Annotated in this window: 24 protein-coding genes, 2 tRNA genes and 1 riboswitch; of the genes, 19 read left to right on the forward strand and 7 right to left on the reverse strand. The window is 62.2% G+C overall.

Annotated elements, in window-relative coordinates; genetic code table 11:
* The first annotated feature begins 86 nt into the window (after positions 1–86).
* Together NYQ83_RS00250 and NYQ83_RS00255 are read left to right on the forward strand one after the other, a co-directional pair.
* Complete coding sequence (locus NYQ83_RS00250; protein ID WP_128294349.1) at positions 87–662, forward strand: cold-shock protein; 576 nt, start codon at positions 87–89, stop codon at positions 660–662.
* 112 nt (positions 663–774) lie between these two features.
* Positions 775–1,224 carry a DUF192 domain-containing protein gene (locus tag NYQ83_RS00255; protein WP_261211236.1) on the forward strand — a complete coding sequence of 150 codons (450 nt, stop codon included), beginning with the start codon at positions 775–777 and terminating at the stop codon, positions 1,222–1,224.
* Between the two features lie 72 nt (positions 1,225–1,296).
* Here the strand turns inward: NYQ83_RS00255 and NYQ83_RS00260 are convergent, their stop codons facing one another.
* Positions 1,297–1,659 carry a hypothetical protein gene (locus NYQ83_RS00260; RefSeq protein ID WP_261211238.1) on the reverse strand — a complete coding sequence of 121 codons (363 nt, stop codon included), beginning with the start codon at positions 1,657–1,659 and terminating at the stop codon, positions 1,297–1,299.
* Positions 1,660–1,915: 256 nt separating this feature from the next.
* Here NYQ83_RS00260 and NYQ83_RS00265 point away from each other — a divergent pair.
* Positions 1,916–1,992: transfer RNA gene (locus tag NYQ83_RS00265), tRNA-Pro, on the forward strand.
* A 147-nt stretch (positions 1,993–2,139) separates the two neighbouring features.
* Here NYQ83_RS00265 and NYQ83_RS17805 read toward each other — a convergent pair.
* From NYQ83_RS17805 to NYQ83_RS00275, 3 genes are all read right to left on the reverse strand, one after another.
* Positions 2,140–2,394: a pyridoxal-phosphate dependent enzyme gene (locus tag NYQ83_RS17805; RefSeq protein ID WP_409976965.1), complete on the reverse strand. Its 255-nt coding sequence runs from the start codon at positions 2,392–2,394 to the stop codon at positions 2,140–2,142.
* The gene (locus NYQ83_RS00270) at positions 2,280–2,666 is read right to left on the reverse strand and encodes a pyridoxal-phosphate dependent enzyme (RefSeq protein ID WP_261211240.1); all 387 of its coding nucleotides are present in this window, start codon (positions 2,664–2,666) and stop codon (positions 2,280–2,282) included. The genes NYQ83_RS17805 and NYQ83_RS00270 overlap by 115 nt, the downstream gene beginning before the upstream one ends.
* A 72-nt stretch (positions 2,667–2,738) precedes the next feature.
* Entirely contained in the window at positions 2,739–4,046 is a 1,308-nt protein-coding gene (locus tag NYQ83_RS00275; protein WP_261211242.1) for a glycosyl hydrolase family 28-related protein, read from the reverse strand.
* A gap of 250 nt (positions 4,047–4,296) precedes the next feature.
* Positions 4,297–4,530, forward strand: a riboswitch (cobalamin riboswitch).
* Between the two features lie 129 nt (positions 4,531–4,659).
* Here NYQ83_RS00275 and NYQ83_RS00280 point away from each other — a divergent pair.
* The 6 genes from NYQ83_RS00280 (at position 4,660) to NYQ83_RS00305 (ending at position 9,388) form a co-directional block, all read left to right on the forward strand.
* Entirely contained in the window at positions 4,660–5,667 is a 1,008-nt protein-coding gene (locus NYQ83_RS00280; RefSeq protein WP_261211245.1) for an ABC transporter substrate-binding protein, read from the forward strand.
* Between the two features lie 12 nt (positions 5,668–5,679).
* Entirely contained in the window at positions 5,680–6,729 is a 1,050-nt protein-coding gene (locus NYQ83_RS00285; protein WP_261211246.1) for a FecCD family ABC transporter permease, read from the forward strand.
* Entirely contained in the window at positions 6,726–7,511 is a 786-nt protein-coding gene (locus tag NYQ83_RS00290; protein ID WP_261211247.1) for an ABC transporter ATP-binding protein, read from the forward strand. Before NYQ83_RS00285 ends, NYQ83_RS00290 begins: the two co-directional genes overlap by 4 nt.
* Before the next feature lie 2 nt (positions 7,512–7,513).
* On the forward strand, positions 7,514–7,942 hold the full coding sequence (locus tag NYQ83_RS00295) for a pseudoazurin (RefSeq protein WP_261211248.1): 429 nt from the start codon (positions 7,514–7,516) through the stop codon (positions 7,940–7,942).
* Between the two features lie 120 nt (positions 7,943–8,062).
* Positions 8,063–8,812 carry a hypothetical protein gene (locus NYQ83_RS00300; RefSeq protein ID WP_261211250.1) on the forward strand — a complete coding sequence of 250 codons (750 nt, stop codon included), beginning with the start codon at positions 8,063–8,065 and terminating at the stop codon, positions 8,810–8,812.
* 144 nt (positions 8,813–8,956) lie between these two features.
* Positions 8,957–9,388 (forward strand): OsmC family protein, encoded by a 432-nt coding sequence (locus tag NYQ83_RS00305; protein ID WP_128294205.1) that lies wholly within the window; start codon positions 8,957–8,959, stop codon positions 9,386–9,388.
* A 55-nt stretch (positions 9,389–9,443) separates the two neighbouring features.
* On the opposite strand, the gene NYQ83_RS00310 is transcribed toward NYQ83_RS00305, so the two are convergent.
* Entirely contained in the window at positions 9,444–10,985 is a 1,542-nt protein-coding gene (locus NYQ83_RS00310; RefSeq protein ID WP_261211256.1) for a gamma-glutamyltransferase family protein, read from the reverse strand.
* 377 nt (positions 10,986–11,362) lie between these two features.
* Here NYQ83_RS00310 and NYQ83_RS00315 point away from each other — a divergent pair, with 377 nt between their 5' ends.
* Both NYQ83_RS00315 and NYQ83_RS00320 read left to right on the forward strand, forming a co-directional pair.
* Positions 11,363–11,668, forward strand: coding sequence for an ETC complex I subunit (locus tag NYQ83_RS00315; RefSeq protein WP_128294203.1), 306 nt, complete (start codon positions 11,363–11,365; stop codon positions 11,666–11,668).
* A 19-nt stretch (positions 11,669–11,687) separates the two neighbouring features.
* A tRNA-Arg gene (locus NYQ83_RS00320) sits at positions 11,688–11,763 on the forward strand.
* A 71-nt stretch (positions 11,764–11,834) separates the two neighbouring features.
* Here NYQ83_RS00320 and NYQ83_RS00325 read toward each other — a convergent pair.
* Positions 11,835–13,064, reverse strand: a complete 1,230-nt coding sequence (locus tag NYQ83_RS00325; RefSeq protein WP_261211261.1) for a glycerate kinase — start codon at positions 13,062–13,064, stop codon at positions 11,835–11,837.
* Between the two features lie 156 nt (positions 13,065–13,220).
* On the opposite strand from NYQ83_RS00325, the gene NYQ83_RS00330 reads away from it, so the two are divergent.
* The 4 genes from NYQ83_RS00330 to NYQ83_RS00345 are packed head-to-tail and all read left to right on the forward strand — an operon-like array spanning position 13,221 to position 16,816.
* A complete protein-coding gene (locus NYQ83_RS00330; RefSeq protein WP_261211263.1) occupies positions 13,221–14,945 on the forward strand; it encodes an ArnT family glycosyltransferase in 1,725 nt (574 codons plus the stop codon).
* Positions 14,942–15,763 carry a phosphatase PAP2 family protein gene (locus NYQ83_RS00335; protein ID WP_261211265.1) on the forward strand — a complete coding sequence of 274 codons (822 nt, stop codon included), beginning with the start codon at positions 14,942–14,944 and terminating at the stop codon, positions 15,761–15,763. The genes NYQ83_RS00330 and NYQ83_RS00335 overlap by 4 nt, the downstream gene beginning before the upstream one ends.
* On the forward strand, positions 15,760–16,503 hold the full coding sequence (locus tag NYQ83_RS00340) for a glycosyltransferase family 2 protein (RefSeq protein WP_261211266.1): 744 nt from the start codon (positions 15,760–15,762) through the stop codon (positions 16,501–16,503). The genes NYQ83_RS00335 and NYQ83_RS00340 overlap by 4 nt, the downstream gene beginning before the upstream one ends.
* Entirely contained in the window at positions 16,496–16,816 is a 321-nt protein-coding gene (locus NYQ83_RS00345) for a lipid-A-disaccharide synthase N-terminal domain-containing protein (RefSeq protein WP_128294198.1), read from the forward strand. Before NYQ83_RS00340 ends, NYQ83_RS00345 begins: the two co-directional genes overlap by 8 nt.
* 45 nt (positions 16,817–16,861) lie before the next feature.
* On the opposite strand, the gene metC is transcribed toward NYQ83_RS00345, so the two are convergent.
* Positions 16,862–18,049 (reverse strand): cystathionine beta-lyase, encoded by a 1,188-nt coding sequence (metC, locus tag NYQ83_RS00350; protein WP_261211268.1) that lies wholly within the window; start codon positions 18,047–18,049, stop codon positions 16,862–16,864.
* A 228-nt stretch (positions 18,050–18,277) separates the two neighbouring features.
* Here metC and NYQ83_RS00355 point away from each other — a divergent pair, with 228 nt between their 5' ends.
* From NYQ83_RS00355 to NYQ83_RS00370, 4 genes are all read left to right on the forward strand, one after another.
* Positions 18,278–19,294, forward strand: a complete 1,017-nt coding sequence (locus tag NYQ83_RS00355; protein ID WP_128294196.1) for an amino acid ABC transporter substrate-binding protein — start codon at positions 18,278–18,280, stop codon at positions 19,292–19,294.
* Positions 19,295–19,393: 99 nt separating this feature from the next.
* A complete protein-coding gene (locus NYQ83_RS00360; RefSeq protein WP_261211271.1) occupies positions 19,394–20,605 on the forward strand; it encodes an amino acid ABC transporter permease in 1,212 nt (403 codons plus the stop codon).
* A 3-nt stretch (positions 20,606–20,608) separates the two neighbouring features.
* Positions 20,609–21,994: an amino acid ABC transporter permease gene (locus NYQ83_RS00365; protein WP_261211272.1), complete on the forward strand. Its 1,386-nt coding sequence runs from the start codon at positions 20,609–20,611 to the stop codon at positions 21,992–21,994.
* A gap of 69 nt (positions 21,995–22,063) precedes the next feature.
* Positions 22,064–22,813: an amino acid ABC transporter ATP-binding protein gene (locus NYQ83_RS00370; RefSeq protein ID WP_314733292.1), complete on the forward strand. Its 750-nt coding sequence runs from the start codon at positions 22,064–22,066 to the stop codon at positions 22,811–22,813.
* Positions 22,814–22,964 lie beyond the last annotated feature (151 nt).

Below are 22,964 nucleotides of genomic sequence, written 5' to 3' on the forward strand. Positions count from 1 at the left end.
GTTATGCTTTTTTGCACGAATCAATGGACCGATTTTGGAAGCCCTGCCGTTGGCAGGCTTGAGGGTCCTCGATGGAGTGGTCTCGTATGGGCTTCAAGCCGCAAGCGGATGTCCGCGAAGACGCTGTTCGCGACGAGGCCGCGTCTGAGGTGATCGAAGTTTCGGGCCATATCAAATGGTTCGATGTCGCCAAAGGGTATGGCTTCATCGTGCCCGACAACGGCATGCCGGACGTGCTGTTGCATGTCACCTGTCTCAGACGTGACGGGTTCCAGGCTGCCTATGAGGGTGCCCGCGTGGTGTGCGAAGTGCTGCCGGGCGCGAAAGGGCTGCAGGCGATGCGCGTCCTTGCCATGGACGAAAGCGAGGCGCCGCATCCATCCACATTGCCGCCGACGAGCCAGCGCAGCACGGTCACGCCGACGAGCCCGCTCGTCACGGCGACGGTCAAATGGTTCAACCGATTGAAGGGCTACGGCTTCGTCACGGAAGGCGAAGACGCTCCGGATATTTTCGTCCACATGGAAACCTTACGGCGCTTCGGAATGGCCGAGCTTCGCCCAGGGCAGCTCGTTCTCGTGCGCTACGGCGAAGGCGAAAAGGGCCTCATGGCCGCCGAGATCCGGCCACATTCGGGCGGCCATATTCCCGTGTCCCACTGAGGGCCACGAGGTCTCGAGGGCCCAAGGTCTCGGGGGAGACAATATCTTGGGGTCCACGATGTCTCAGGCGATCGGGACCATATTTCTCATCTTGAACTGAAGGCTTGGTGTGATGGCCGTCCGGCTGGTCTCTTTCTTCGTCAGTCTCGTTTTGTTTGCGGCAGGCGCCGTCGCGCAAGGCGCGACAGAGCAGCTCACCATCAAGAGCGCCAAGGGTACGCACACCTTCGAGGTAGAGCTCGCTCTCACCCAACAGGAGCGATCTCGCGGTCTCATGTATCGCCGGGAGGTGCCACGCGGGACCGGCATGCTCTTCGATTTCGGCTCCGATCGCCCGATCACCATGTGGATGAAAAACACCTATGTGCCGCTCGACATGGTGTTCATCGGCTCCGACCACAAAGTGCAGAGCATCGCCAAGGAGACCACGCCCTTGTCTGAGACGACGATCGCCTCTGAGCGGCCGGTGCGTTTCGTGCTCGAGGTCGCCGGGGGAACGGCGGACCGGCTTCATATCCGGCCGGGCGACCAGGTTTCCGGCAAAGCGATCGAGCGAAACTGATCCGCCGTCGGTTCGCCGTCGCAAGATGCGAAGCATGTGGGCCGCGTTCGATCGGCTGTTTCGCGCAGGCCTTCAGGCTGATCGGGCCCGCTTTCGTTCAGCCTTCTGGTAATCCTCCAAAACCTTGGCGCCGGGCAGATTGGTGACGAAGCCGTGGAGGACGAGCGCCACCATGAACGCGGTGGTGAAATCGTCGAGATCGACATCGGGCCTGTCGCCCATGCGGCGGATCCAGGAATAGACAGAGATGTCTTCAAACAGGCGGTCGGCCGGGACGGATTGTCCGCCGCCCAGCCGTTCCAGCCCAAAATCGGTCACCGCCCATTGGCGCCCTCTCCACAGGATCCCGTCTTCCGGGGCGATTGCGGGGGAGGGGGAGTTCGCCGCAGGCGATGATGCAGACATCGGTGTTTCGGTTGCGGGCGCGTCGTTCATCGTTCTCTTCTCCAGTATTACGAGGGGCTTAGCAGAGTGCCAGCGCTCTGGACAATGTCCGGAAGGAAGGCCGGAGGCGCCGGAAGCGGCCTGAGCGCAACGCAAGCTGAGTTTGAAGGTGTCGAGGGCGCGGGGTAGGGGTCGAGAGAAGGGGTTGATGGTGCCGGTTTCCGGAGTTTTCGGCTTTCGCCTTTACCCTCACTTTCCCGCTTGCGCCGGCGGCCTCAGCCTCCTAGTTTCCGCCAAATTACGGCGTCGGGGCATAGCGCAGTCTGGTAGCGCACCTGCTTTGGGAGCAGGGGGTCGCAGGTTCGAATCCTGCTGCCCCGACCATTTAAGCGACGGCCACGAGACGGATCGTGCGGCTGCTGTTGCGGGACCGCTCCCGTTACACATGCCGCAGGCCGGCGCGCAGACAATCTCGTCGTCCCGCGTCGGAATGAAGCCGGTCGCAAGCGCCGCCATCGCGGCCGCACCGCTCTAAATCGCGGGTTTCAGCGCCTTGAGCGCCACGGCGATCCCGGTGATGAACCCGCCGCCGACGACGGCAATGACCAAAGTCTCGATATCCGGAAGATTGTCGAAAATCTCCAGGCCGGCGGTTCTCTGGCCGGCAGTGATCAGGGGGTCAGCGAAGGAGTGGAAGTAAAGCGCGCGGTCTTCTCGGCATAAGCGTGTGCGCCGGCATCGGCCTCGTCGAAATTTGGGCCGCCAATCACCGTCTCGGCACCCCAGCGGCGCATCTTGTCGACTTTCTCGGCCTGAACGTCTTCCGGCAGGAAGATGGTGGCCGGGACGCTCTTAAGGCTTGCAGTGCGGGCGACGGAGAGGCCGTGATTGCCGCCCGAAGCCGCCACAAGGCCGCGCGCGACATCCTTTGGATCGGAGGAGAGAGCGGCCCCGCGCACCTCGTCGCCGAAGGTTGTCGCAAGCTCGGCTGGGTGGCCGCGCAGATGCTTCTCGACCGGCCGCAGGAAACGCAGCCGGAGGAAACGCAGGCGCGACATGCGATCCGGAACATCCCGCTGCGTCTGATCGAGCGCGGGTCGACGTAAGGCGCGGGGGCGCGAGACTCTACGTCAGGGATGTTGGTGGAGGTTCGATCCTTCGACGCCAGTGATGATGAGGTCGATGTCGTCCGAGGGGTGTGGTCTCCCCAGATATTTAGATCCTGACGATTGGTATCCCACGATTCTGATCATGTTGCCGCCGGCGTCATTCGAGAAGTCGATGGAGCCGCCATTGTTGCTCTCCTGCTGGAGAGAAATCATATTGTTGCTGACATTCTCCCCACGCGTATGGTCGCCGAGCTGAATGCCGACGCTGGTGGGCAACGTTCCCGGATCGTTGTTCATCGCGGATCCGCATATGTAGTTCGACGGGCCCCTGATCAGAATGAGAGGGCCGGGTGAAAACCTGTTGTAATAGGCATTGTCGCAAGCAAACTGGTTCATGGACGCGCCCGTGTTCAACAGGACGGGTGGGCCGAAACTTCCTTCGAAATTGGATGAGGTGAACGTCGACCCCCATCCTTCGACATCCAGGGCGTTGCGCATCCGGTTTGTTGCCGTCGACCTGTGCCAGGCGTGAAATCCCTTGGCGCGGACGTTGGTATGCCTGCCGAGATACATTCCCGCATAGGTGTCGTGGGCTCCCTGTCCGGCATCGACGATGATGACATTGTCGAAGTTGGAATCGTGCGGGCCGTTATTGAATATGCCGGTAGCGTTCACGGTATAGACGAGAAGGTTGTTCACGTAAGATTCCATCGGGCCGCGCGTGGCATTACCTCCTTCTGTGTGCCATCCATTGCCTCCGCACTCAGTCAATTCGACTTGATCAACTGTAAACCGATATCCGTAGGTGCCGAGGCAATCGACATGCCTGTGCGACAGACTTCCTTTGATCGTGATGTCTTTCAACGCCCAATCAAAGATCCCGGCTGAGGCCTTTGTCTTGAAGAGTGAATAAGCATTCGACGGGCCGTAAACGATGGCGTCGGCCGAATTGCACGCGCTTCCGTCCAATATTGTGACGTTTCGACCTGCGCCGGTTATGTGGATTTTCGATCTGAGGATCAGGCCGCAAACCGGGTAGGTGCCGGGCGGTATGTAAAGTGTGCCGCCGCCCTGTGACGACAGGGCCTCGATAGCATTCTGCGCCGCGGACGTGTTCTGCGCCTGGGTGCCACTGGTCGATGCGCCGAAGTCCGTCAGGGTCACAAACTGACCGGCTTTTGCTGCCTGTGCCCGGCCGGCCGGCGCTCCCGTTCCGATCTGTGCGGGTGAGGACGTGTCGAAAGGAATGACGTCGGCGGCTCTCGCGGCGGACATAAAGCCTGTGCAAACAAGGAGAATTGCACCGAGATATCTGCGGGTGTTGTGCATTTTGATCCGTCCATATCTCTGGGGCGGTGTTGCGATGTTCCGCGGACGTTTACGGGAGCCGCGGGAGAAAAGCACGGGTCAGGGCTTTGCGGGGCGCTCGTGGGAGGCTCCGGCCGCTTCGGCTCCACGTGACCGAAGTCCGACGTATGCGTGCCTGAAAGATCGCGGGCGTGGCGCGCCGCCTTGTTTGAGCTTGCGCAACCGGGACGGAATGTGGCGCGCATCCGGCTTGACACTCCGACACCATCCAGCCTTTATCTCTGTCGATGGTTTCCAGCGAAACGAAGACTTCGCTGGATGAAAAGGGAATACGGTGCGGTGTAGCCAGTAGGCGCCAAATCCGTGACTGCCCCCGCAATTGTGAGCGGAGAGCGACCCCGAACGATGCCACTGGGCGTGCGACGGAGACCGTCTGGCGCCTGGGAAGGCTCGGGGAAGCAGAGACCCGCAAGTCAAGAGACCTGCCATCATCATGCAACCAGACCCGGCGGGGATGTCGGGGGAAGGATCGAGATGACAATCTTGTCGTCGACGACAATGCGCGAGTCTCTTTTCGGGCAATCCATTCCGCCTGCCCCCGCGGTTCTCTCTTGGAACCAGGATAGCGGACACAATGCACCGAAACGTCGCGATCGGCCTTGCAGCACTGGCCAGTCTTTCGCTCATCGACGCCGCGCATGCGAACGAAACCAGCTACCCGCTGAGCATCGACAATTGCGGACAAACCATCACGTTCGAGGCTGCGCCTGAGCGCGATGTCACGGTCGGCCAGTCTGCGACTGAGATTCTCTACTCGCTCGGCCTTGGCGACAAGGTCGTCGGGACCTCAGTCTGGTTCAGCGATGTGCTGCCGGAGTTTGCCGAACTCAACAGCGGCATCGAGCGGCTCGCCGACAACGATCCAAGTTTCGAAAGCGTCGTTGCCAAGAAGCCGGGCCTCGTGGCGGTTTCCTATGAGTGGCATATCGGGCCGCAGGGCATCGTCGGGACCCGCGAGCAGTTCCATGACGTCGGCATCCCGACCTACATCCTTCCGACCGATTGCGTGAAAGACAATTCCGCCGGCGTCGATGGCACCAGGCTCGAGATGTACAACACCGACGCCCTCTATCGTGCGATCCGCGAACTTGCGGAGATCCACGACGTCACGGCGGAGGGCGAGGCGCTCATCAGCGATCTTTCGCAGCGCGAAGCCGCTGCGGTGGAGAAAGCGAAAGAAGCGAAGGCGGACGACGTTTCCGCGGTCTTCTGGTTTTCGTCTGCCGAAATGGACGTCGATCCCTACGTCGCCGGGCGCAAGGGCGTTCCGGGCTGGATGATGGAGAAGCTCGGCGTTCGCAACGTCGTAGAAAGCGACGAGGAATGGCCGACCGTTGGCTGGGAGACGATCGCCAAGGCCAACCCCGACATCATCGTCGTCGCCAAGATGACCCGCCGCCGCTTTCCTGCCGACGACGTCGAAAAGAAGCTCGAATTCGTGAAGACGGATCCGGTCGCCAAGGAAATGGAAGCCGTCAAGGCGGGGCGGATTCTCGTCATGGACGCCCATTCCATGGATCCCTCCATCCGCAACATCTCGGCACTCGAGATGCTCGCCGATGAACTTCCCAAGCTGAAATAGCAGAGCCCGATCATGGCCACTCAACGACCCGGCCGCTGGCCGGGTCTTCTGACATCGTTGTCGTCGAAACTCGCAATTCTGGGGGCCGCTCTGATCCTCGGGGCTGCGATCGGAGAGACACGCATCCCGTTGGAAACGGTCGGGCAGGTGCTTGCCATGAAGGTGTTCGGGGGAAGCTATCCTGTCGATCCGATCGACCAGGGCATCGTCTGGAATTACCGCTTCAGCCGGGCAATCGTCGCGGCCTCCTGTGGCGCAGGCCTGGCCGTCTCGGGGCTGGTGCTTCAGACCCTGCTGCGCAATGTGCTTGCTGACCCTTACATTTTGGGGATCTCTGCCGGCGCATCGACCGGAGCTGTGGCTGTTACCATCGCCGGCATCGGCGGCGGTCTCGTGTCGCTCTCGGCCGGCGCTTTCGTCGGCGCCCTCGTGGCGTTTGCGCTCGTCATCGCTCTGGCGCGGGCCGCCGGTGGCTTTGCGGGGACATCGACCGGTCAGGTGATCCTTGCCGGCGTGGCCGGGGCCCAGCTTTTCAATGCGCTCACGTCGCTGATCATCGCGCACTCGGCCAATGCCGAACAGGCGCGCGGCATCATCTTCTGGCTGCTCGGCAATCTGTCCGGTGTGCGCTGGCCTGATGTGTGGCTCGCCGCACCCGTCGCGATCCTGGTGTTTGTCATCATCACGGTCCATGCGCGGGCGCTCGACGCGTTCGCCTTCGGATCGGATGCTGCTGCCTCCCTGGGCATCAACGTGCTGAAGACGCAGGCGATCTTGATCGGGGCGGCGGCTCTGGTGACGGCCGTTATGGTCAGCATCGTCGGTGCAATCGGCTTCGTTGGACTGGTTGTCCCGCATGCGGCAAGGCTTCTGGTCGGTCCGCGCCATGGCCGGCTCATCCCGATGACTGCGATCACCGGCGCCGTTTTTCTCATCTTCGCCGACATCGTGTCGAGAATCATCATTCCAGGCCAGGTTCTGCCGATCGGTGTGGTGACGGCGCTCGTCGGTGCGCCGGCCTTCGCGCTGATCCTGGTGCGCGGTCGCGGAGACGCGCGATGACGCTGACGGCGCATGCTCTCGGCTGGTCCGCCGGCCGCACTCCGATCGTGTCGGACATCGATCTGAAGATCGAGCCTGGCGAACTTTTCGGTCTCGTCGGACCGAACGGCTCCGGCAAGTCGACATTGTTGCTGCTACTCTCGGGATTGCGGAAACCATCCCGCGGCCGGGTGATGGTCGGCGATATCGATATCCGAAAAATCACGCGGTGCGAGGTCGCGCGGCGGATCGCTATCGTCGCCCAGCAGCTCGATACCTCCGACCGGCTTACCGTTCGCGAGACGGTCGAGCTCGGGCGCACGCCATGGCTGGGACCTCTTACTCCCTTCAGCGCGGACGACGATGAAATCGTGGAGAAGGCGCTCGCCGAAACCGGCGTTGCGCATCTCGCCGAGCGTCGATGGCAGACGCTTTCAGGCGGCGAACGTCAGCGCGCCCATATTGCCCGCGCTCTGGCCCAAAAGGCCGACATCCTGATCCTGGATGAACCCACGAACCATCTCGATATCCACCACCAGCTTTCAATTCTCGCGCTGGTCCGGCGCCTTCCGATCACGGTGGTCGTCGCTCTGCACGACCTCAATCAGGCGATGGTGTGCGACCGGCTGGGGTTAATGGCGAAAGGCCAATTGGAGGCGGTCGGCACCCCCAAAGACATTCTGACCGCCACTCGGATCGAACGGGTTTTCGACGTCTGCTCGCGCTCAATCGGCGACCCGGCGAACGGCGAGCCCATCCTGCGCTTTGCACTATCACAAGAGAATAATCTTGTAGGAGTTTGATCATGAAGGGGTTTGTGGTTCTGGCGCTCGTGCTTGTGAGCAGTTTCGCGCATGCCGAGACCTTCGAGGTGAAGATGCTGAACCGGGGAGAGAAGGGCGCGATGATCTATGAGCCGGATTTCCTGCGCGTGGCGCCGGGCGACACGATCCGTTTCCTTGCGACGACGCCGGGTCATAACGCCCGGACCATCGCCGGGCTGGCGCCCGAAGGTGCGGAGGAAATCAAGACGCCTCTCGGCGAAACGGCGGATGTGGTGGCCGAGACGCCGGGCATCTATGGCCTCAAATGCAGCCCCCATTATGCCATGGGCATGGTGATGATGATCGCCGTTGGAGAAGAGGCGGATCCGGCGACGGTCGTTCTTCCAGACGGCCTGCCCAGGCGGGCGCGGCAAAGGCTGGAAGAGATCCTCACCGAAAATCGCAAGTGAGGGCCTCCCCGATTCCGGCTGCGCGCCAAGCTGTCGCGGCAAAGCATCGTTGATCTGAGCGTGGGGATCATTCCTCAATCCTTGAACGTTTTCTTCAATTGCTGCGACCTGAGATCGTCCATGGTGCCTGCGAAACTCGTCACTCTCAGCTTCTTCCGCTACCCGCGCAGGCAGGCGTGGAGCGCTTTTCTGCGCATGGGATTTCCGGGGGTGATCGACCGCCCGACGCAGCGTTCCGGTCAATTGCGCCTGCTGGGCTGTGGAAGTGGCAGCGGCTTTTCCATTCTCCCGGACTTCACGCGCTACTGTCTCATGGGTGTTCCGGAGCGGCAGGAGGATTTGGCGGGGCTGCGCCAGACCAGACTTTACCGCAGCGTTGCGGGGCCAAGCATCGAGCAGCTTCATTTCACCGTCCGTCCGGCGCGCGGCCATGGCAGCTGGGACGGCGAGCCGCTCTTCGATTATTCGGGACACGACGTCGGCGGGCATCCTTTTGCGGTGCTGACCCTGGCGAGCGTCGCTGCGAAGCGAGTCCGGTCCTTCTGGCGACAGGTGCCGGAGGTCGACCGCTCGCTCAGCGAGGCGGAGGGGTGCCTCTGGCATGTCGGTTTCGGCTCCCATCCCTTGTTGCAGCTTGCGACTTTCAGCATCTGGCAAAACATGGATGCGATGCGTGCCTTTGCCTATCGCGAAGGTCAGCATCCGACGGCGATCCGGAAAGCGCGCGGCGAAGACTGGCTGCCGGAATCGCTTTTCGCGCGCTTCGAGATCGAGGCGATCGAGGGCGATGTCGATCGATATCCGGGGCTCGCTGCCCTTGTCGCTTCAGATCGTCTCCGACAGCCGCAATCTCTCTCTATCGCGTCCTAGGCATCGCCTCCGACAGGCGTCGCGCAGGCCATGCCGCCATCCACGCCTTTGCAAGTGGTCGCGCTGGCCCATCTATCGTGTCGAAGCAAACGGCTTCGCAGTGCTCGATAAGACGGCGGAGCCCAGGCAAAGGAGCAATTGACAATGGCAACCACGAAACACGGATCAGCTGTCTGGAAGGGCGGGATCAAGGACGGAAGCGGCACGATCTCAACGGAGACCGGAGCGCTCGACGCGCATCCTTATGGCTTTGCGAGCCGCTTTGAGAGCGGCAAGGGCAGCAACCCCGAGGAGCTTATCGCAGCCGCACATGCCGCCTGCTTTTCCATGGCACTTTCGCTGATGTTGACCCAGGAAGGGATGGCGCCGGAAGAGCTCGATACCTCCGCTGCCGTGACCATCGAGCAGCAGGGCGAGGGGTTCACCATCACCTCCAGCCGCCTGACGCTGAAGGCCAAAGTGCCCGGCATCGACGAAGCGAAATTCCAGGAGATCGCCGGAAAGGCCAAAGAGGGCTGCCCGGTCTCCAAGCTGTTGAATGCCGAGGTGACACTCGAGGCAAGCCTCGTGGGCTGACCCGGCAGACCTGGCGCCGCAGCCTTCTCCCCGAGGCGATGGCTGCGGCGCCGGCCTAAAAGCCCACCGCCTGACCGTCCTTGCGGTGGTCGCTGCCGGCAATATAGCCGTCGGCGAGCCGATGAATGAGCTGCGCGCCGCCGAAGCTGAAATCCGTGTCCGGTGCGACGCGCTCGATCTGATGGCCCATCCTTTCCAGCTCTGTCGCGACATCAGCCGAGACGCCCGTTTCGAGGGCAACCCGGCGCCCGGCGATAAAGCGCCAGCGCGGCGCGTCACTCGCCGCCTGCGGGTTCTGCCGCCAAAGTTGAGTGCGCAAAACCATCTGCACGTGACCCTGCGCCTGCATCGCGCCGCCCATGACGCCGAAGCTCATGAGAGGCGTGCCGTCCCCCATGAGAAAGCCCGGAATGATCGTGTGGAAGGGGCGCTTGCCGCCTGCGACCTCGTTTGGGTGGCCTGGCGCGAGCACGAAACCGGAGCCCCGATTCTGCAGGTGGATGCCGGTTTCGGGCACCACCACGCCGGACCCGAAGCCCGCATAATTTGACTGAATGAAGGAAACCATGCGGCCGGCGGCATCTGCGGCCGACACATAGACCGTTCCGCCCCGCCTCGGTGCGCCGGCGGTCGCGTCGGATGCCCGGTCGTGATCGACCAGCGCGGCGCGTGAAGCAAGGTAATCGTCGTCGAGAAGCGTGTCGGGTGAGATCTCCATGTTGGCCGGGTCGGCGACGAAACGATGCGCGTCGGCGAGCGCCAGCTTCATCGCCTCGATTTCAAGATGAAGGGCCTCGGCGCCGTCGGGGTCGAGGCTTTCAAGCTCGAGCCTGTCCAGAATCCCGAGCGCGATCAGCGCCGCGATGCCTTGCCCGTTTGGAGGGATCTCATGGAGTTCGGTGCCGCGGAACGGCTGGCTGATCGTTCCGCACCAATCGCAGGCATGGGCCGCGAGATCCTCTTCGTCGAGAACAGCATCATGTTGCCGGGCGAAATCCGCGATCTTGCGGGCGAGTTCGCCGCGATAGAAATCCTCACCGCGGCTACCGGCGATCTTTCTGAGGGATCGCGCGAGGTGCGGATTGCGAAAGGTCTCGCCGGGCCGGGGAACGCGGTCTTCGATGAGGAAGTGGGGCCCGAAGCCGGGTTCGTGCCGCAATTTGTCGGCGCCTCGCGACCATAGCAGCGCAATCGAAGGCGAAACCGCAAACCCTTCTTCGGCATAGGCGATCGCGGGCCCGAACAAGGTTGCGAAGGGCAGGGCGCCGAAGCGCTCCGACAGGGCGACCCAGCCGGAGACCGCGCCTGGAACGGTGACGCTCTCCCAACCCTGTTGCGGCATTTCGGAAAGACCGCGGAAGCGCTCGGGCGACCAGGCGCGTGGTGAACGCCCGGAGGCATTGAGGCCGTGGAGCTCGTTCCCGTCCCAGACGATGGCAAAAGCGTCGGAGCCAAGCCCGTTGCCGGTCGGTTCGACCACCGTCAAAGTGATTGCCGCCGCAAGTGCTGCATCGATCGCGTTTCCGCCGGCAAGCAGCATGCGGAGGCCCGCTTGCGCCGCCAGCGGCTGCGAGGTGGAGACCATGTTGCGTGCCATGATCGGGGTGCGCACGCTGGCATATGGATTGTCGTAGGAAAGGGCCGAGATGGTCGTTCTCCATGGCGGGGAAGCGGCGGGCGCTTGCGGGACCGGCAGTCTCGTCAGCTTGTTACAGCGGCCACGCATCGGCAAGCCGGCCCATGCGATCCTCACTTCCCTGTCGATGTCTGAGATGGCGGAGACGACACTCCGCGCGCGCATAAAGCGTTTACTCGCCGACGGGACTTTCCGTGGCCCCGACCAGATCCTATAGAGATGACGACCGAGCCGGCCGCGATGGCATGGAATTTGTCGGCATTCCTGCTAGTCTTCTGTTGAAGCAATGCTGGAATCGCTGCGAAAGGTTTCGGCAAGGCAAAGGACGGCAGAGACGTATGCAGGCGCGCATCTACAAACCGGCTCGCACGGCGATGAGCTCGGGCCAGGCCAAGACGCATGAATGGGTATTGGAATTCGAGCCTGAAACACCGCGCTCGATCGAGCCCTTGATGGGCTATACGGCTTCAAGCGACATGCGCTCGCAGGTGCGTCTGCGCTTCCCCTCGAAGGAGGAGGCCGTCGCCTACGCGCAGCGTAACAAGATCGCCTATCGCGTCTATGAGCCGAAGGAAAAGAAGCGGGCGACGATTTCTTACTCCGACAATTTCAAGTTCAATCGGCAGGTGCCGTGGACCCATTAGGCGCACCTTTGCGCCTTCCGGCCCCGTAGCTCAGTGGATAGAGCACCGGCCTTCTAAGCCGATGGTCGCAGGTTCGAATCCTGCCGGGGTCGCCATTGATCTTTTGAAGCGAAAAATGTCTCTAACTTCCTGATCTGGAACGGTTTTGGGCGCGTCAGTGCGCCCCTCAAAGAGCCAGGATCGCGCGAAAGTCGTTGACGTTCGTCAGCGTCGGACCGCTGATGACGAGATCGCCGAGAGCTTCGAAGAAGCTGTAGGTATCGTTGCGCGCCAGAGCGTCGTGCGCCTCGAGACCGAGGTTTTTGGCACGTGCGAGCGTGTCGGGTGCACAAAGCGCGCCGGCATTGTCTTCGGAGCCGTCGATCCCATCCGTGTCGCAGGAGAGCGCATAAATCCCCTCTGCGGAATCGAGCGCGATCGCGAGTGCCAGAAGATACTCCGCGTTGCGGCCGCCGCGCCCGTTACCGCGCAAGGTGACGGTGGTTTCTCCGCCGGACAGAAGCACGAAGGGCCGCGCCAGCTCGCCCCGGGCAAGCTTGGTGCGGGCCAGACGGCCATGCTCTGCCCCCAGCTGCCGGGCTTCGCCTTCGAGGTCGTCACCGAGAATGAGAGGAGCAACGCCACAATCGCGGGCGATCTTGGCCGCCTCTTCCAAAGAACGGTGCGGGGCTGCGATGAGGCGGAAGGTGCTGCGGGACAGGCGCAAGTCCCCAGGCTTCGGCGTTTCGGCCTCAGGGCTCGCAAGCCATGCCTCGGCCGCGGCGGGAAGCTCAATGCGGAAACGCGCAAGGACATTGCGTGCGTCGGCGAGCGATGTCGGATCGGCGACCGTAGGTCCAGAAGCGATCGCCGCGGGGTCGTCGCCTGGAACATCGGAGATGGCGAGCGTCAAAACCGGAGCTGGCCAGGCCGCGGCCGCCAGGCGACCGCCTTTGACGGCGGAGAGATGCTTGCGCACGCAGTTCATGGCGCCGATCGGGGCACCGGAGGCGAGGAGTGCCCGATTGATCTCCTGCTTGTCGGCGAGGGTCAGGCCATCGGCCGGAGCACTCAAAAGGGCCGAACCGCCTCCCGAGATCAGCGTGATGACGAGATCGTTTTCGGTGAGATCGTGGAGAAGATCGAGCATGCGCCGCGCCGCGTTTTCACCCGCCACATCCGGGACCGGATGGGCGGCTTCCACGATCTCGATCGATCGGCACGGCACCGCGTGGCCGTAACGTGTCACGACCAGGCCTTCGAGAGGCCCCTCCCAATTGTCTTCCAGGGTTTTGGCCATGGCCGCCGAAGCCTTGCCTGCCCCGATGACGATGGTGCGGCCGGTGGGTGGCGAGGGCAGGTGGGGCGGCAGGCAGGTCGCCGGGTCGGCAGCCCGAACTGCTGCGGCAAAAAGCATTCGCAGGAAAGCCTTTGGCTGGGAAAGGTTGGGAGCGCTCAACATCGAGATCGCATCGTCGCTGGCCCTTGTCGTTAGCACTGCCGCGCGCGGCGCTTGCGTGCCGGCCCTTGCCGGCTTAGCACCAGCCGCGAATGTTCAAAAGGCGAGACTTCGATGTCTGAGGCTCCGTTGGATGCGCGACGCTCGCGGCTTATCGGCTGGCTAAGCCGCTTTGCGCCCCTTGCGGGACTGGTCACGATCCTCGTCGCGATCATCCTGTTTCTGCCCGGTCTGACGGCGCTGCCACCGATCGATCGCGACGAGGCGCGTTTCGTCCAGGCGACGAAGCAGATGCATGAAAGCGGCGATTTCATCGACATCCATTTCCAATCCGAAACGCGCTACAAGAAGCCCGTCGGCATCTACTGGCTGCAGGCGGCTGCGACCGCGCCTTTCGGTGGAGCAGAAGCTCCGATCTGGGCCTACAGGATCCCGTCGGCGGTTGGCGCCGTGCTCGCCGTCCTTGCCACCTATCTCGCCGGGCTGTCGCTTTTCGGCCGGCGCGCGGCCTTCATCGGCTCGCTGCTCATGTCCGCCACGATTCTTCTCGGGGTCGAAGCGCGTCTTGCCAAGACCGATGCGGTGCTGCTGGCGCTCACTGTTTTTGCGCAGGCGATCATGGCGCGCGCCTGGATGAGCGGGCGGGGCGAGGCAGAAGAGAGCGCCGGACTGACAGCGCCGCCTTCGCGCGAGCCACTTTCCTGGCCGCTCGCACTCGCGTTTTGGATTGCGCTGGGCGCCGGGATCCTGGTTAAGGGCCCAGTCATCGTCATGGTCTGCGGCCTGACGCTGATTTCTCTGATGATCGGCTCGCGCTCGTTCGTCCCGCTCTTGCGTCTCCGGCCATTGCCCGGGCTCGTCGCGATGCTCATCGTGACGCTGCCCTGGTTCGTGGCGATTACGCTCCTCTCCGACGGTGCCTTTTTTGGGGATTCGGTCGGGCATGATTTGATGGCCAAGGTGGCGAGCGGGCAGGAGAGCCACGGCGCGCCTCCGGGCACCTATCTTGGACTTTTCTTCGCGACGGCCTGGCCGCTCACCCCCTTCGCGCTCCTCGCTCTGCCGATGATGATCCGGCAATGGCGTCATCCTGACATTTTCTTCTGTCTGGTCTGGATCGTGCCCGCCTGGCTCGTCTTCGAGGCTGTGCCGACCAAGCTTCCCCATTACGTCTTGCCGCTTTATCCCGCTTTCTCGCTCCTCGCCGGCGCGGCCATGGTCCGCGGGGCGGTGCTCACCCGGGCCTCGCTGCGGATCATCATCGGGCTCTTGGCCGCGGCCGTTCCCGTCTTCGTCGCCATCGGCATCGTGGTCCTGCCGCTCTATCTGGAGAAGCGTCTTCCCGCCGGCGCGGATGTGGCGGCGGTGGCCGCCGCAGTCATGGGACTCCTCGCCGCCCGAGCGTTGATGAGGGGACGCGACGAGCGAGCCGTCGCCGCCTCGGTCCTTTCCGCGGCGCTCCTTTATATCGGTGCCTTCCAGCTGGCCTTCCCGGGTCTCGATGCGATTCGCGTCTCGGAACGCGCGGTCGCTGAAGCTGAGAAGGTGTCGTCGTGCTCCAATCCGGAGCTGGCGGCGACGGGCTACACCGAGCCGAGCCTCGTCTTCTTCGGGGGCACGGATGTGGTACTCGGATCCTCCGAGGACGTCGCGAAATTCCTGGAAGAGCCCGGATGCCGCGTCGGTCTGGTCGAGGCGCGGCGTGACGCTGAGTTCCACGCATCGGTCGCCGCCGACGGGCTGACGGTCGTGCGCCGGGGCGAGGTCTCTGGATACAATTATTCGCGCGGGCGGCCCGTAACGGTCGGCATCTACGAAACGGGTCCGGCTGCCCAATGAGTGATTTCAAGGACCGCTGGAGCCTGACCGCGCGGCAGCATCTCGTGCGGGGACGCGAACGGGCGCTCGCTTTTTCGCGTCTTTTGAACGAGAGGCAGCGCGATCGTCGTCATCCGCCGTATCGTCCGACCACGATCGGCTTTCTCAATGGCGTCGTGTTGATCGGGAGCGTGCTCGTCGTTCTTTTCATTCTGGCGGATCCCTATCTGACGCTGTTTCAGGCCACGATGCAGCCGGAGGTGCGCGACTTCCTCGAATTCGTCACCGATATCGGCAAGTCCGACTGGATGCTGATCGCCACCGGCGGTTTTCTGATCTACCAGATTTTTCGGGATATCTCGGTGCACGGCATCAGGCGGCGCGCCGCTGTCGTGCGGGCCTCAGCGACGGCGACCTACCTGTTCGTCTCCGTGCTGGCGGCCGGTCTCATCGTCGTCGTCCTGAAATACGTGATCGGGCGGGCGCGCCCGAAGCTCTTCGACACGGAAGGTCTGGCCGCCTTCCATCCGTTTTCGTTCGATCCGAGCTGGGCGAGTTTTCCCTCGGGCCATGCGACGAATGTCGCCGCGCTCGGCGTGGCACTGGCGCTGCTGTTTCCGCGGGCGCGAATCGTCATCCTGACCGGGGCCTTCTGGATCGCCGTCAGCCGTCTTGCGACGCGCTCGCATTATCCGACCGACGTGGTTGCCGGTTTTCTCCTCGGTGGGGCCGTGGCCTGGCTCACCGCACGCATATTCGCAGAACGCCGTCTCGTCTTCCGCCTGGACGCGGCTGGCCGCATTGAAAGGCGCCATGTGCACCAGAAAGGCACGTCATGACTTCGCCCCTCTCGCCGGAAGTCTCCGTCATCGTCCCGTGCAAGGACGAGGCCGGCAATATCGGGTTCCTGATCGACGAAATCGCAACGGCGCTTTCCGGGCGGTCCTTCGAAATCCTCGTCGTCGATGATGGATCCCGTGATGGGACCGGTGAAACCGTCCGCGCCAGCGCGCGCCAGCACCCGCAGGTGCGACTGTTGCGGCATGAGACGAGCGCCGGCCAAAGCGCTGCGATTCGCAGTGCTCTCGAAGCGGCCAAGGGCGATGCCGTCGTCACCATCGACGGAGACGGGCAGAACGACCCGGCCTATATTCCAGCACTTCTCGATGCACTCTCCGCTGGTGGCGATCAGGTCGGCCTGGCAGCCGGGCAGCGGGTCGGGCGCAAGGCGAGCTTTGCCAAGCGCTACGGGTCGCGTATCGCCAACCGGGTGCGGCGGGCACTCCTCGATGACCAGGTGCGAGACACCGGTTGCGGCCTCAAGGCCGTCCGCCGCACGTTGTTCTTGCGCCTGCCTTATTTTGATGGTTGGCACCGCTTTCTGCCCGCGCTGGTGAGGCGGGAAGGCTACGAGATCGCACTCGTCGACGTGGCGGACCGGGAACGGCGGCACGGCACCTCGAAGTATGGCATCTTCGATCGCCTTTGGGTTGGCATTGCCGATCTTTTCGGGGTGTGGTGGTTGGCCAGCCGGCGCAAGGTGCGTCCGCAGCTGAGCGAGGAGAATCTGCATGAGTGACGTGTGGAACTGGATCCACGAGGTCTTTGTCGAGCAGTTCAGTCTGTGGATTGCACTCGGCTTCGTCGCCCAGTTCATGTTCATGATGCGCTTCGTCATCCAATGGCTGGCGAGCGAAAGGGCAGGGAGGTCCGTCGTTCCTGTGGCCTTCTGGTTCTTCTCGGTCTTTGGCGGGTTCCTGCTCTTTATCTATGCGCTGCATCGGCAAGACCCCGTCTTCATCCTCGGCCAGGGTCTCGGCCTGTTCATTTATTTCCGCAACTTGTGGCTGATTTTTCGCGAAGAAAAATCACCGATGAAAAGCGCCGGCTGAGAGACTCTCAGCCGGCCTGCCATTCATTCGGCGGCCTGATGTCGATCAGACTGCGACCGCCGCAAGAGCCTGCTCAAGGTCTGCGATCTGGTCTTCGATAGCCTCCAAGCCGATCTGAAGACGGATCACCGGACCTGCCTGCCATGTCGTGACGCTTCGCGTTTCCCGCAGCTCTGCCAGAGTGGCCAGGCTTTCGAAACCGCCCCAGGAAAAGCCGAGGCCGAAAAGACGCAGGGCGTTCAGGAAGGTCGCTCCGTCGTCTTCGGTGCCCGCGAGCTCAAACGCGAAGAGCCCGCTCGAGCGACCAAAATAACGCTTCCAATTCTCATGCCCTGGGCAGCTTTCCATCGCCGGGTGGAGAAGCCTTGCGACTTTCGGCTGGTTCGCCAGCCATTTCGCCACCTCAAGGGCCTGACCTTCGTGCTGATCCATGCGCAGCTTCATGGTGCGCAGGCCACGCATGGCTAGGTAGATCTCGTCGGGACCCGCCTGGATGCCGAGATTGGCGTGCGTTGCGGAGAGTTTTGGCCACATTCTCTCATTGGCGCTGATCGAGCCGATGAGCACGTCGGCATGACCGCCGACATATTTGGTGCCCGCCTGAATGGAGAGGTCGAAACCTTCGGCGATCGGCTTGTAGAGAAGCGGTGTAGCCCATGTGTTGTCGATCATCGTGACCGCACCGGCGGCCTTGGCGAGTTCGAGTGTCGCTCCGATATCGGGAACTTCGAAGGTCAGCGAGCCGGGGGCTTCGACGAAGACCGCGCTTGCACCGCCATCGAGGGCTGATTTCAAAGCCTCGAGATCCATCGGATCGTAATAGCTCGTCCTCATTCCCCAGCGCTTCAATGTCTGATTGCAGAAGCGCCGCGTTGGCCCATAGACGTTGTCGGGCACGAGAATCTCTTCTCCGGCCGAGAGCGCCGACAAGATCGCGACCGTGACCGCGGCAAGGCCCGAAGGGACGAGAACCGTTCCGGAGGCTTCTTCAAGCTCGGTCCAGACCTCGTTGAAGGCCTCGATGGTCGGCGTGTTCATTAGACCATAGGCGTAGCGGCTCTCGCGTCGCCCTTTCATCTCGTCCACATCATTGAAGAGAACGGTTGATGCCCGGACCAGAGGCGGATTGATGAAACCGTGAAATTCCTTCGGGTGGCGCCCGCCGTGGGTGACGAGAGTGGCCGCTTTGCGGCGGGTGTTGGACATGCTTGTTCCGTCCTTGTTTTTACTCATGCGGGTCTCCGCGTCATTTGATCGCTTCTCGAGATTGCCTCTGTTTGCCTCAGACGACCTCAGGGCCGCAGGCTTGACCGGGGCCAGTAGATAGCTTTCGATGGCCGCATGGACGGGGTTGCGTCAAGCGGCGTCTGGCAGGGAAGAGCGAGGCGGGGCTGCTTCGCTTTGGGCGCATGACTGCAAATCATCGTTCTAAGAACCAAACCGGTGAACAGGAATCGTCATATGAAGAAATCCATCGTACCGCTCGTAGCCGGAGCGGCCCTCGCTGTGACGGCCGTCTCCGCGTCTGCGGCGACGCTTGACGACGTGAAGGCCAAGGGCTCCGTGCAATGCGGCGTGAGCCAGGGCTTGCCCGGATTCTCGAACCCTGATTCTCAGGGCAACTGGACCGGCCTCGACGTGGACACGTGCAAGGCGATCGCCGCCGCTATTTTCGGCAATGGCGATGCCGCGAAGTTCACACCTCTTTCGGCGAAGGAGCGCTTTACCGCCCTGCAGTCGGGTGAAGTCGACGTTCTGACGCGCAACACCACCTGGACGATGTCGCGCGACACCGATCTCGGGCTGAACTTCACGGGCGTGAACTATTACGACGGCCAGGGCTTCATGGTGCCGAAGGATCTCGGCGTCTCATCGGCTCTGGAGCTTTCGGGCGCCAGCGTTTGCACGAACACCGGCACCACGACCGAGCTCAATGTCGCGGATTATTTCCGCAGCCACGACATGGATTACGAAGTGGTCGCCTTTGAGAAAGCCGACGAGGTCGTGGCCGCCTATGATGCCGGCCGCTGCGATGTCTACACGACCGATCAGTCGGGCCTTTACGCCCAGAAGCTGAAGCTCACCAATCCGGACGACCACGTCATCCTGCCGGAGATCATCTCCAAGGAGCCGCTCGGCCCGGCTGTTCGCCAGGGTGACGATCAGTGGTTCAACGTCGTCAAGTGGACGCTGTTTGCGCTCATCAACGCCGAAGAGCTTGGCGTCACGCAGGACAATGTCGACGAGATGAAGAACTCCGACAACCCCTCGATCAAGCGCCTTCTCGGGACGGAAGGCTCGTTCGGCGAGTCGATTGGTCTCGACAAAGATTGGGCGGTGAACGCGATCAAGGCCGTCGGCAATTACGGCGAGATGTTCAACCGCAATGTCGGCCCGGATACGGAGCTTGGCATTGAGCGAGGGCTGAACAAGCTGTGGAGCGACGGCGGTCTGCAATACGCGCCGCCGGTCCGCTAAGAATAAACATGGGCCCGGCCGAGCGATCGGCCGGGCCCCTTGCCATCAAACCGGGCGCTCACGATCCGGGATGGCATGGAACCTGCTAGCCGAGGGGACATGGCTGTTCAGGACGTATTGCCGAGCCGAAAAGGCTCGAGTGGATTTTCTGCACTCAACGACCAGCGCGTACGTGGCGTGATCTTTCAGGTTCTCCTGATCGTCGCCATCGTCAGTTTCGCCTGGTGGATCATTCACAACACCGCCGCCAATTTGCGGGCACAAGGCATCGGTTTCGGCTTCGGCATTCTGCGGGATTCGGCCGGTTTCCAGATCAATCAGACATTGATCGACTACCAGGAAACCTCGTCCTACGTCCGCGTCTACTTCGTCGGGCTGCTCAACACGCTGCTTGTCTCTTTCATTGGCGTGATCCTCGCCACGATCATCGGTTTTATCGTCGGGATCTCCAGGCTTTCTAAGAACTGGGTCGTCGCGAAGGCAGCCTATGTCTACATCGAGGTTCTGCGGAACATCCCGCTGCTTTTGCAGATCTTCATCTGGTATTTTGCGGTTCTGCGGCTCCTACCGGCCAAGCGCGATGCGATCGATCTCGGGCCGTTCGGGCTTCTCAACATCGCCGGCTGGTACGCACCCAACCCGGTTCTCGGGCGGGGCTTTGCGCTCGTGGCGGCTGCCTTCATAATAGGCATCGTCGCAACTTTTGTTCTTCGCGCTTGGGCGAGACGGCGACAGATGGCCACTGGTCAGATCTTTCCGCTCTTCCGCGTGGCCCTCGCGCTCATCATCGGGCTGCCGCTCGTTGCCTATTTCGTCGCCGGCTTCGCGTTCGCCAATCCACCATTTTCTTTAGAATACCCGACCCCGGGCAATTTCGGCCCGCGCGGTGGTTTGCGTGTCTTCCCTGAATTCATCGGGCTTTTGATGGCGCTCAGCTTCTACACGGCCTCCTTTATCGCGGAGATCGTGCGGGCGGGGATTCTTGCGGTGCCGAATGGCCAGACGGAGGCATCTTACTCCCTCGGATTGCGGCCCGGTCACACTTTGCGGCTTGTCGTGATCCCGCAGGCCATGCGTGTGATCGTGCCGCCGCTCACCAGTCAGTATCTCAATCTGACGAAGAACTCCTCGCTTGCGGTCGCGATCGCCTATCCCGACCTCGTCTCGGTTTTCGCGGGGACCGCGCTCAACCAGACCGGACGCGCGGTGGAGTTCATCCTCATCACCATGGCAACCTATCTGACGATCTCGCTTGTCACCTCGCTCTTTATGAACTGGTACAACCGCAGCGTCGCGCTGGTGGAGCGCTGAGCCATGTCCGATATCCAATCCGAAACCGATCTCGTCTATGTCCGCGACGAGATGCTGTCTCAGTCTCCGCCGCCGCACCGCGAAAGCGGACCCATCGGCTGGCTGCGCAAGAATCTCTTTTCGAGCTGGTCGAACGCGCTTCTGACGCTGATCGCGCTCTACGTGATCTGGATCGTCGTGCCGCCGCTTGTCGATTTCGCATTGGTTCAGGCGGTGTGGTCGGGCGAAAGCCGCGACGTCTGCACCACGATCAATCAGGGCGGCATCCAGCCGAACGGCTGGTTCGGGGCGTGCTGGCCCTACGTGAAAGACTATTTTGCCCAGTTCATCTATGGGCGCTATCCGGTCGAGGAGCGTTGGCGCGTCAATATCGTCTTCGCTCTCTTCATCATCGGCGTCGTGCCGCTTCTCATCCCGGCGGCGCCCTTCAAGAGCATGAACCTGATCTATATGGCGATCGTCTTTCCAGTCGCGGCACTCCTGCTTTTGACCGGCGGACACATGGAATTCGCGAGCATGATCGGGATCGGGCGGGAGCTTGCACCGCTCGGCAGCGGCCTCGATTTCTGGATCGAATATGCGCTTTTGACCCTGGTCGTGGTCGGGATCGCCTATGCGTGGGCGAGGGGAACTGGAGCCCCGGCCGGCGGACTTCTGAAGCTCGTCCTGACGGTGATGCTCGCGCTGGCCGCGATCATCTTCGTACTCAGCCTCGATCTCGGACTTGAATTCGTTCCGACGTCGATCTGGGGTGGGCTGCTTGTCACCCTGGTCATTGCCATCACCGGCATTGCCGCGTCTTTGCCGCTTGGCGTCGTGCTCGCTCTCGGGCGTCGCTCCGACATGCCGATCGTGCGCTTCGTCTGCGTCGTCTTTATCGAATTCTGGCGCGGCGTGCCCTTGATCACCGTCCTTTTCATGTCCTCGGTGATGCTGCCGTTGTTTTTGCCGGAAGGTGTTTCCTTCGACAAACTCCTGCGCGCGCTGATCGGCGTCGCGCTGTTCTCCGCCGCCTATATGGCCGAGGTCATCCGGGGCGGGCTGCAGGCGATCCCGAAGGGGCAGTACGAGGGCGCGGACGCGGTTGGCCTTGCTTATTGGCAAAAAATGCGGCTCATCATTCTGCCGCAGGCGCTGACCCTCGTGATCCCGGGCATCGTCAACACCTTCATCGGCCTGTTCAAGGACACGACGCTCGTTTTGATCATCGGCCTGTTCGATTTTCTCGGCCAGATCCAGTCGAGCTTTACCGACCCCAGCTGGTCGACGCCGGTTCAGGCGACGACCGCCTACTTCTTTGCGGCCTGCGTCTACTGGATTTTCTGTTTTTCCATGTCGCGGTATTCGATCTTCACCGAAAACCGTCTTCGCACCGGCCATGCGCGTTAGGAGCCCCCTTTGATGACTGAAACCGAGACCAGTGCCCCCGTCTCCACGGAAGAGAACGGTGCGGCCGACATGATGGATACGAACGCCGGTCCTGCCGTGGAGATGCGCGGCGTCAACAAATGGTTCGGCGAGTTCCATGTGTTGCGCGACATCAATCTGAATGTGCGTCGCGGCGAGCGTATCGTGGTGTGCGGGCCGTCGGGCTCGGGCAAGTCGACGATGATCCGCTGCATCAATCGGCTCGAAGAGCATCAGAAGGGCGACATCATCGTCGATGGGATCGAGCTCACCAACGACCTGAAGAAGATTGACGAGATTCGTCGCGAGGTCGGCATGGTCTTCCAGCACTTCAATCTCTTCCCTCATCTCACGATCCTGGAAAATTGCACGCTGGCGCCGATCTGGGTGCGCAAGATGCCCAAGCGCGAAGCCGAAGAGGCGGCGATGCATTACCTGGAGCGGGTGAAAATCCCCGAGCAGGCCCACAAATATCCGGGACAGCTTTCGGGCGGCCAGCAGCAGCGTGTGGCGATTGCCCGCGCCTTGTGCATGAATCCGCGCATCATGCTCTTCGACGAGCCGACCTCCGCGCTCGATCCGGAGATGATCAAGGAGGTGCTCGACGTAATGGTGGATCTCGCCAAGTCTGGCATGACCATGCTCGTCGTCACGCACGAGATGGGCTTTGCGCGGCAGGTGGCGAACCGGGTCATCTTCATGGATGCCGGTCAGATCGTGGAGCAGAACGAACCCGAGCAGTTCTTCACGAACCCGCAGCACGACCGCACCAAGCTCTTCCTGTCGCAGATTCTGCATTGATCGACGGGCAGACTGGGCTTTCAGGCAGGCCGGCAGCGGCTTGATCACATCGAAGCCTTCGGAGCTTGAGCCGCTGTCGGCTGTCTTCACCTGCCGCTTGTGCGGGTTGGAAGTGCAGAGGGCGGGGAGTTGCTTCGTCAGGCGCTGAGAG

This window comes from Afifella sp. JA880, assembly GCF_025379905.1.
GTDB classification, from domain to species: Bacteria; Pseudomonadota; Alphaproteobacteria; order Rhizobiales; family Afifellaceae; genus Afifella; species Afifella aestuarii.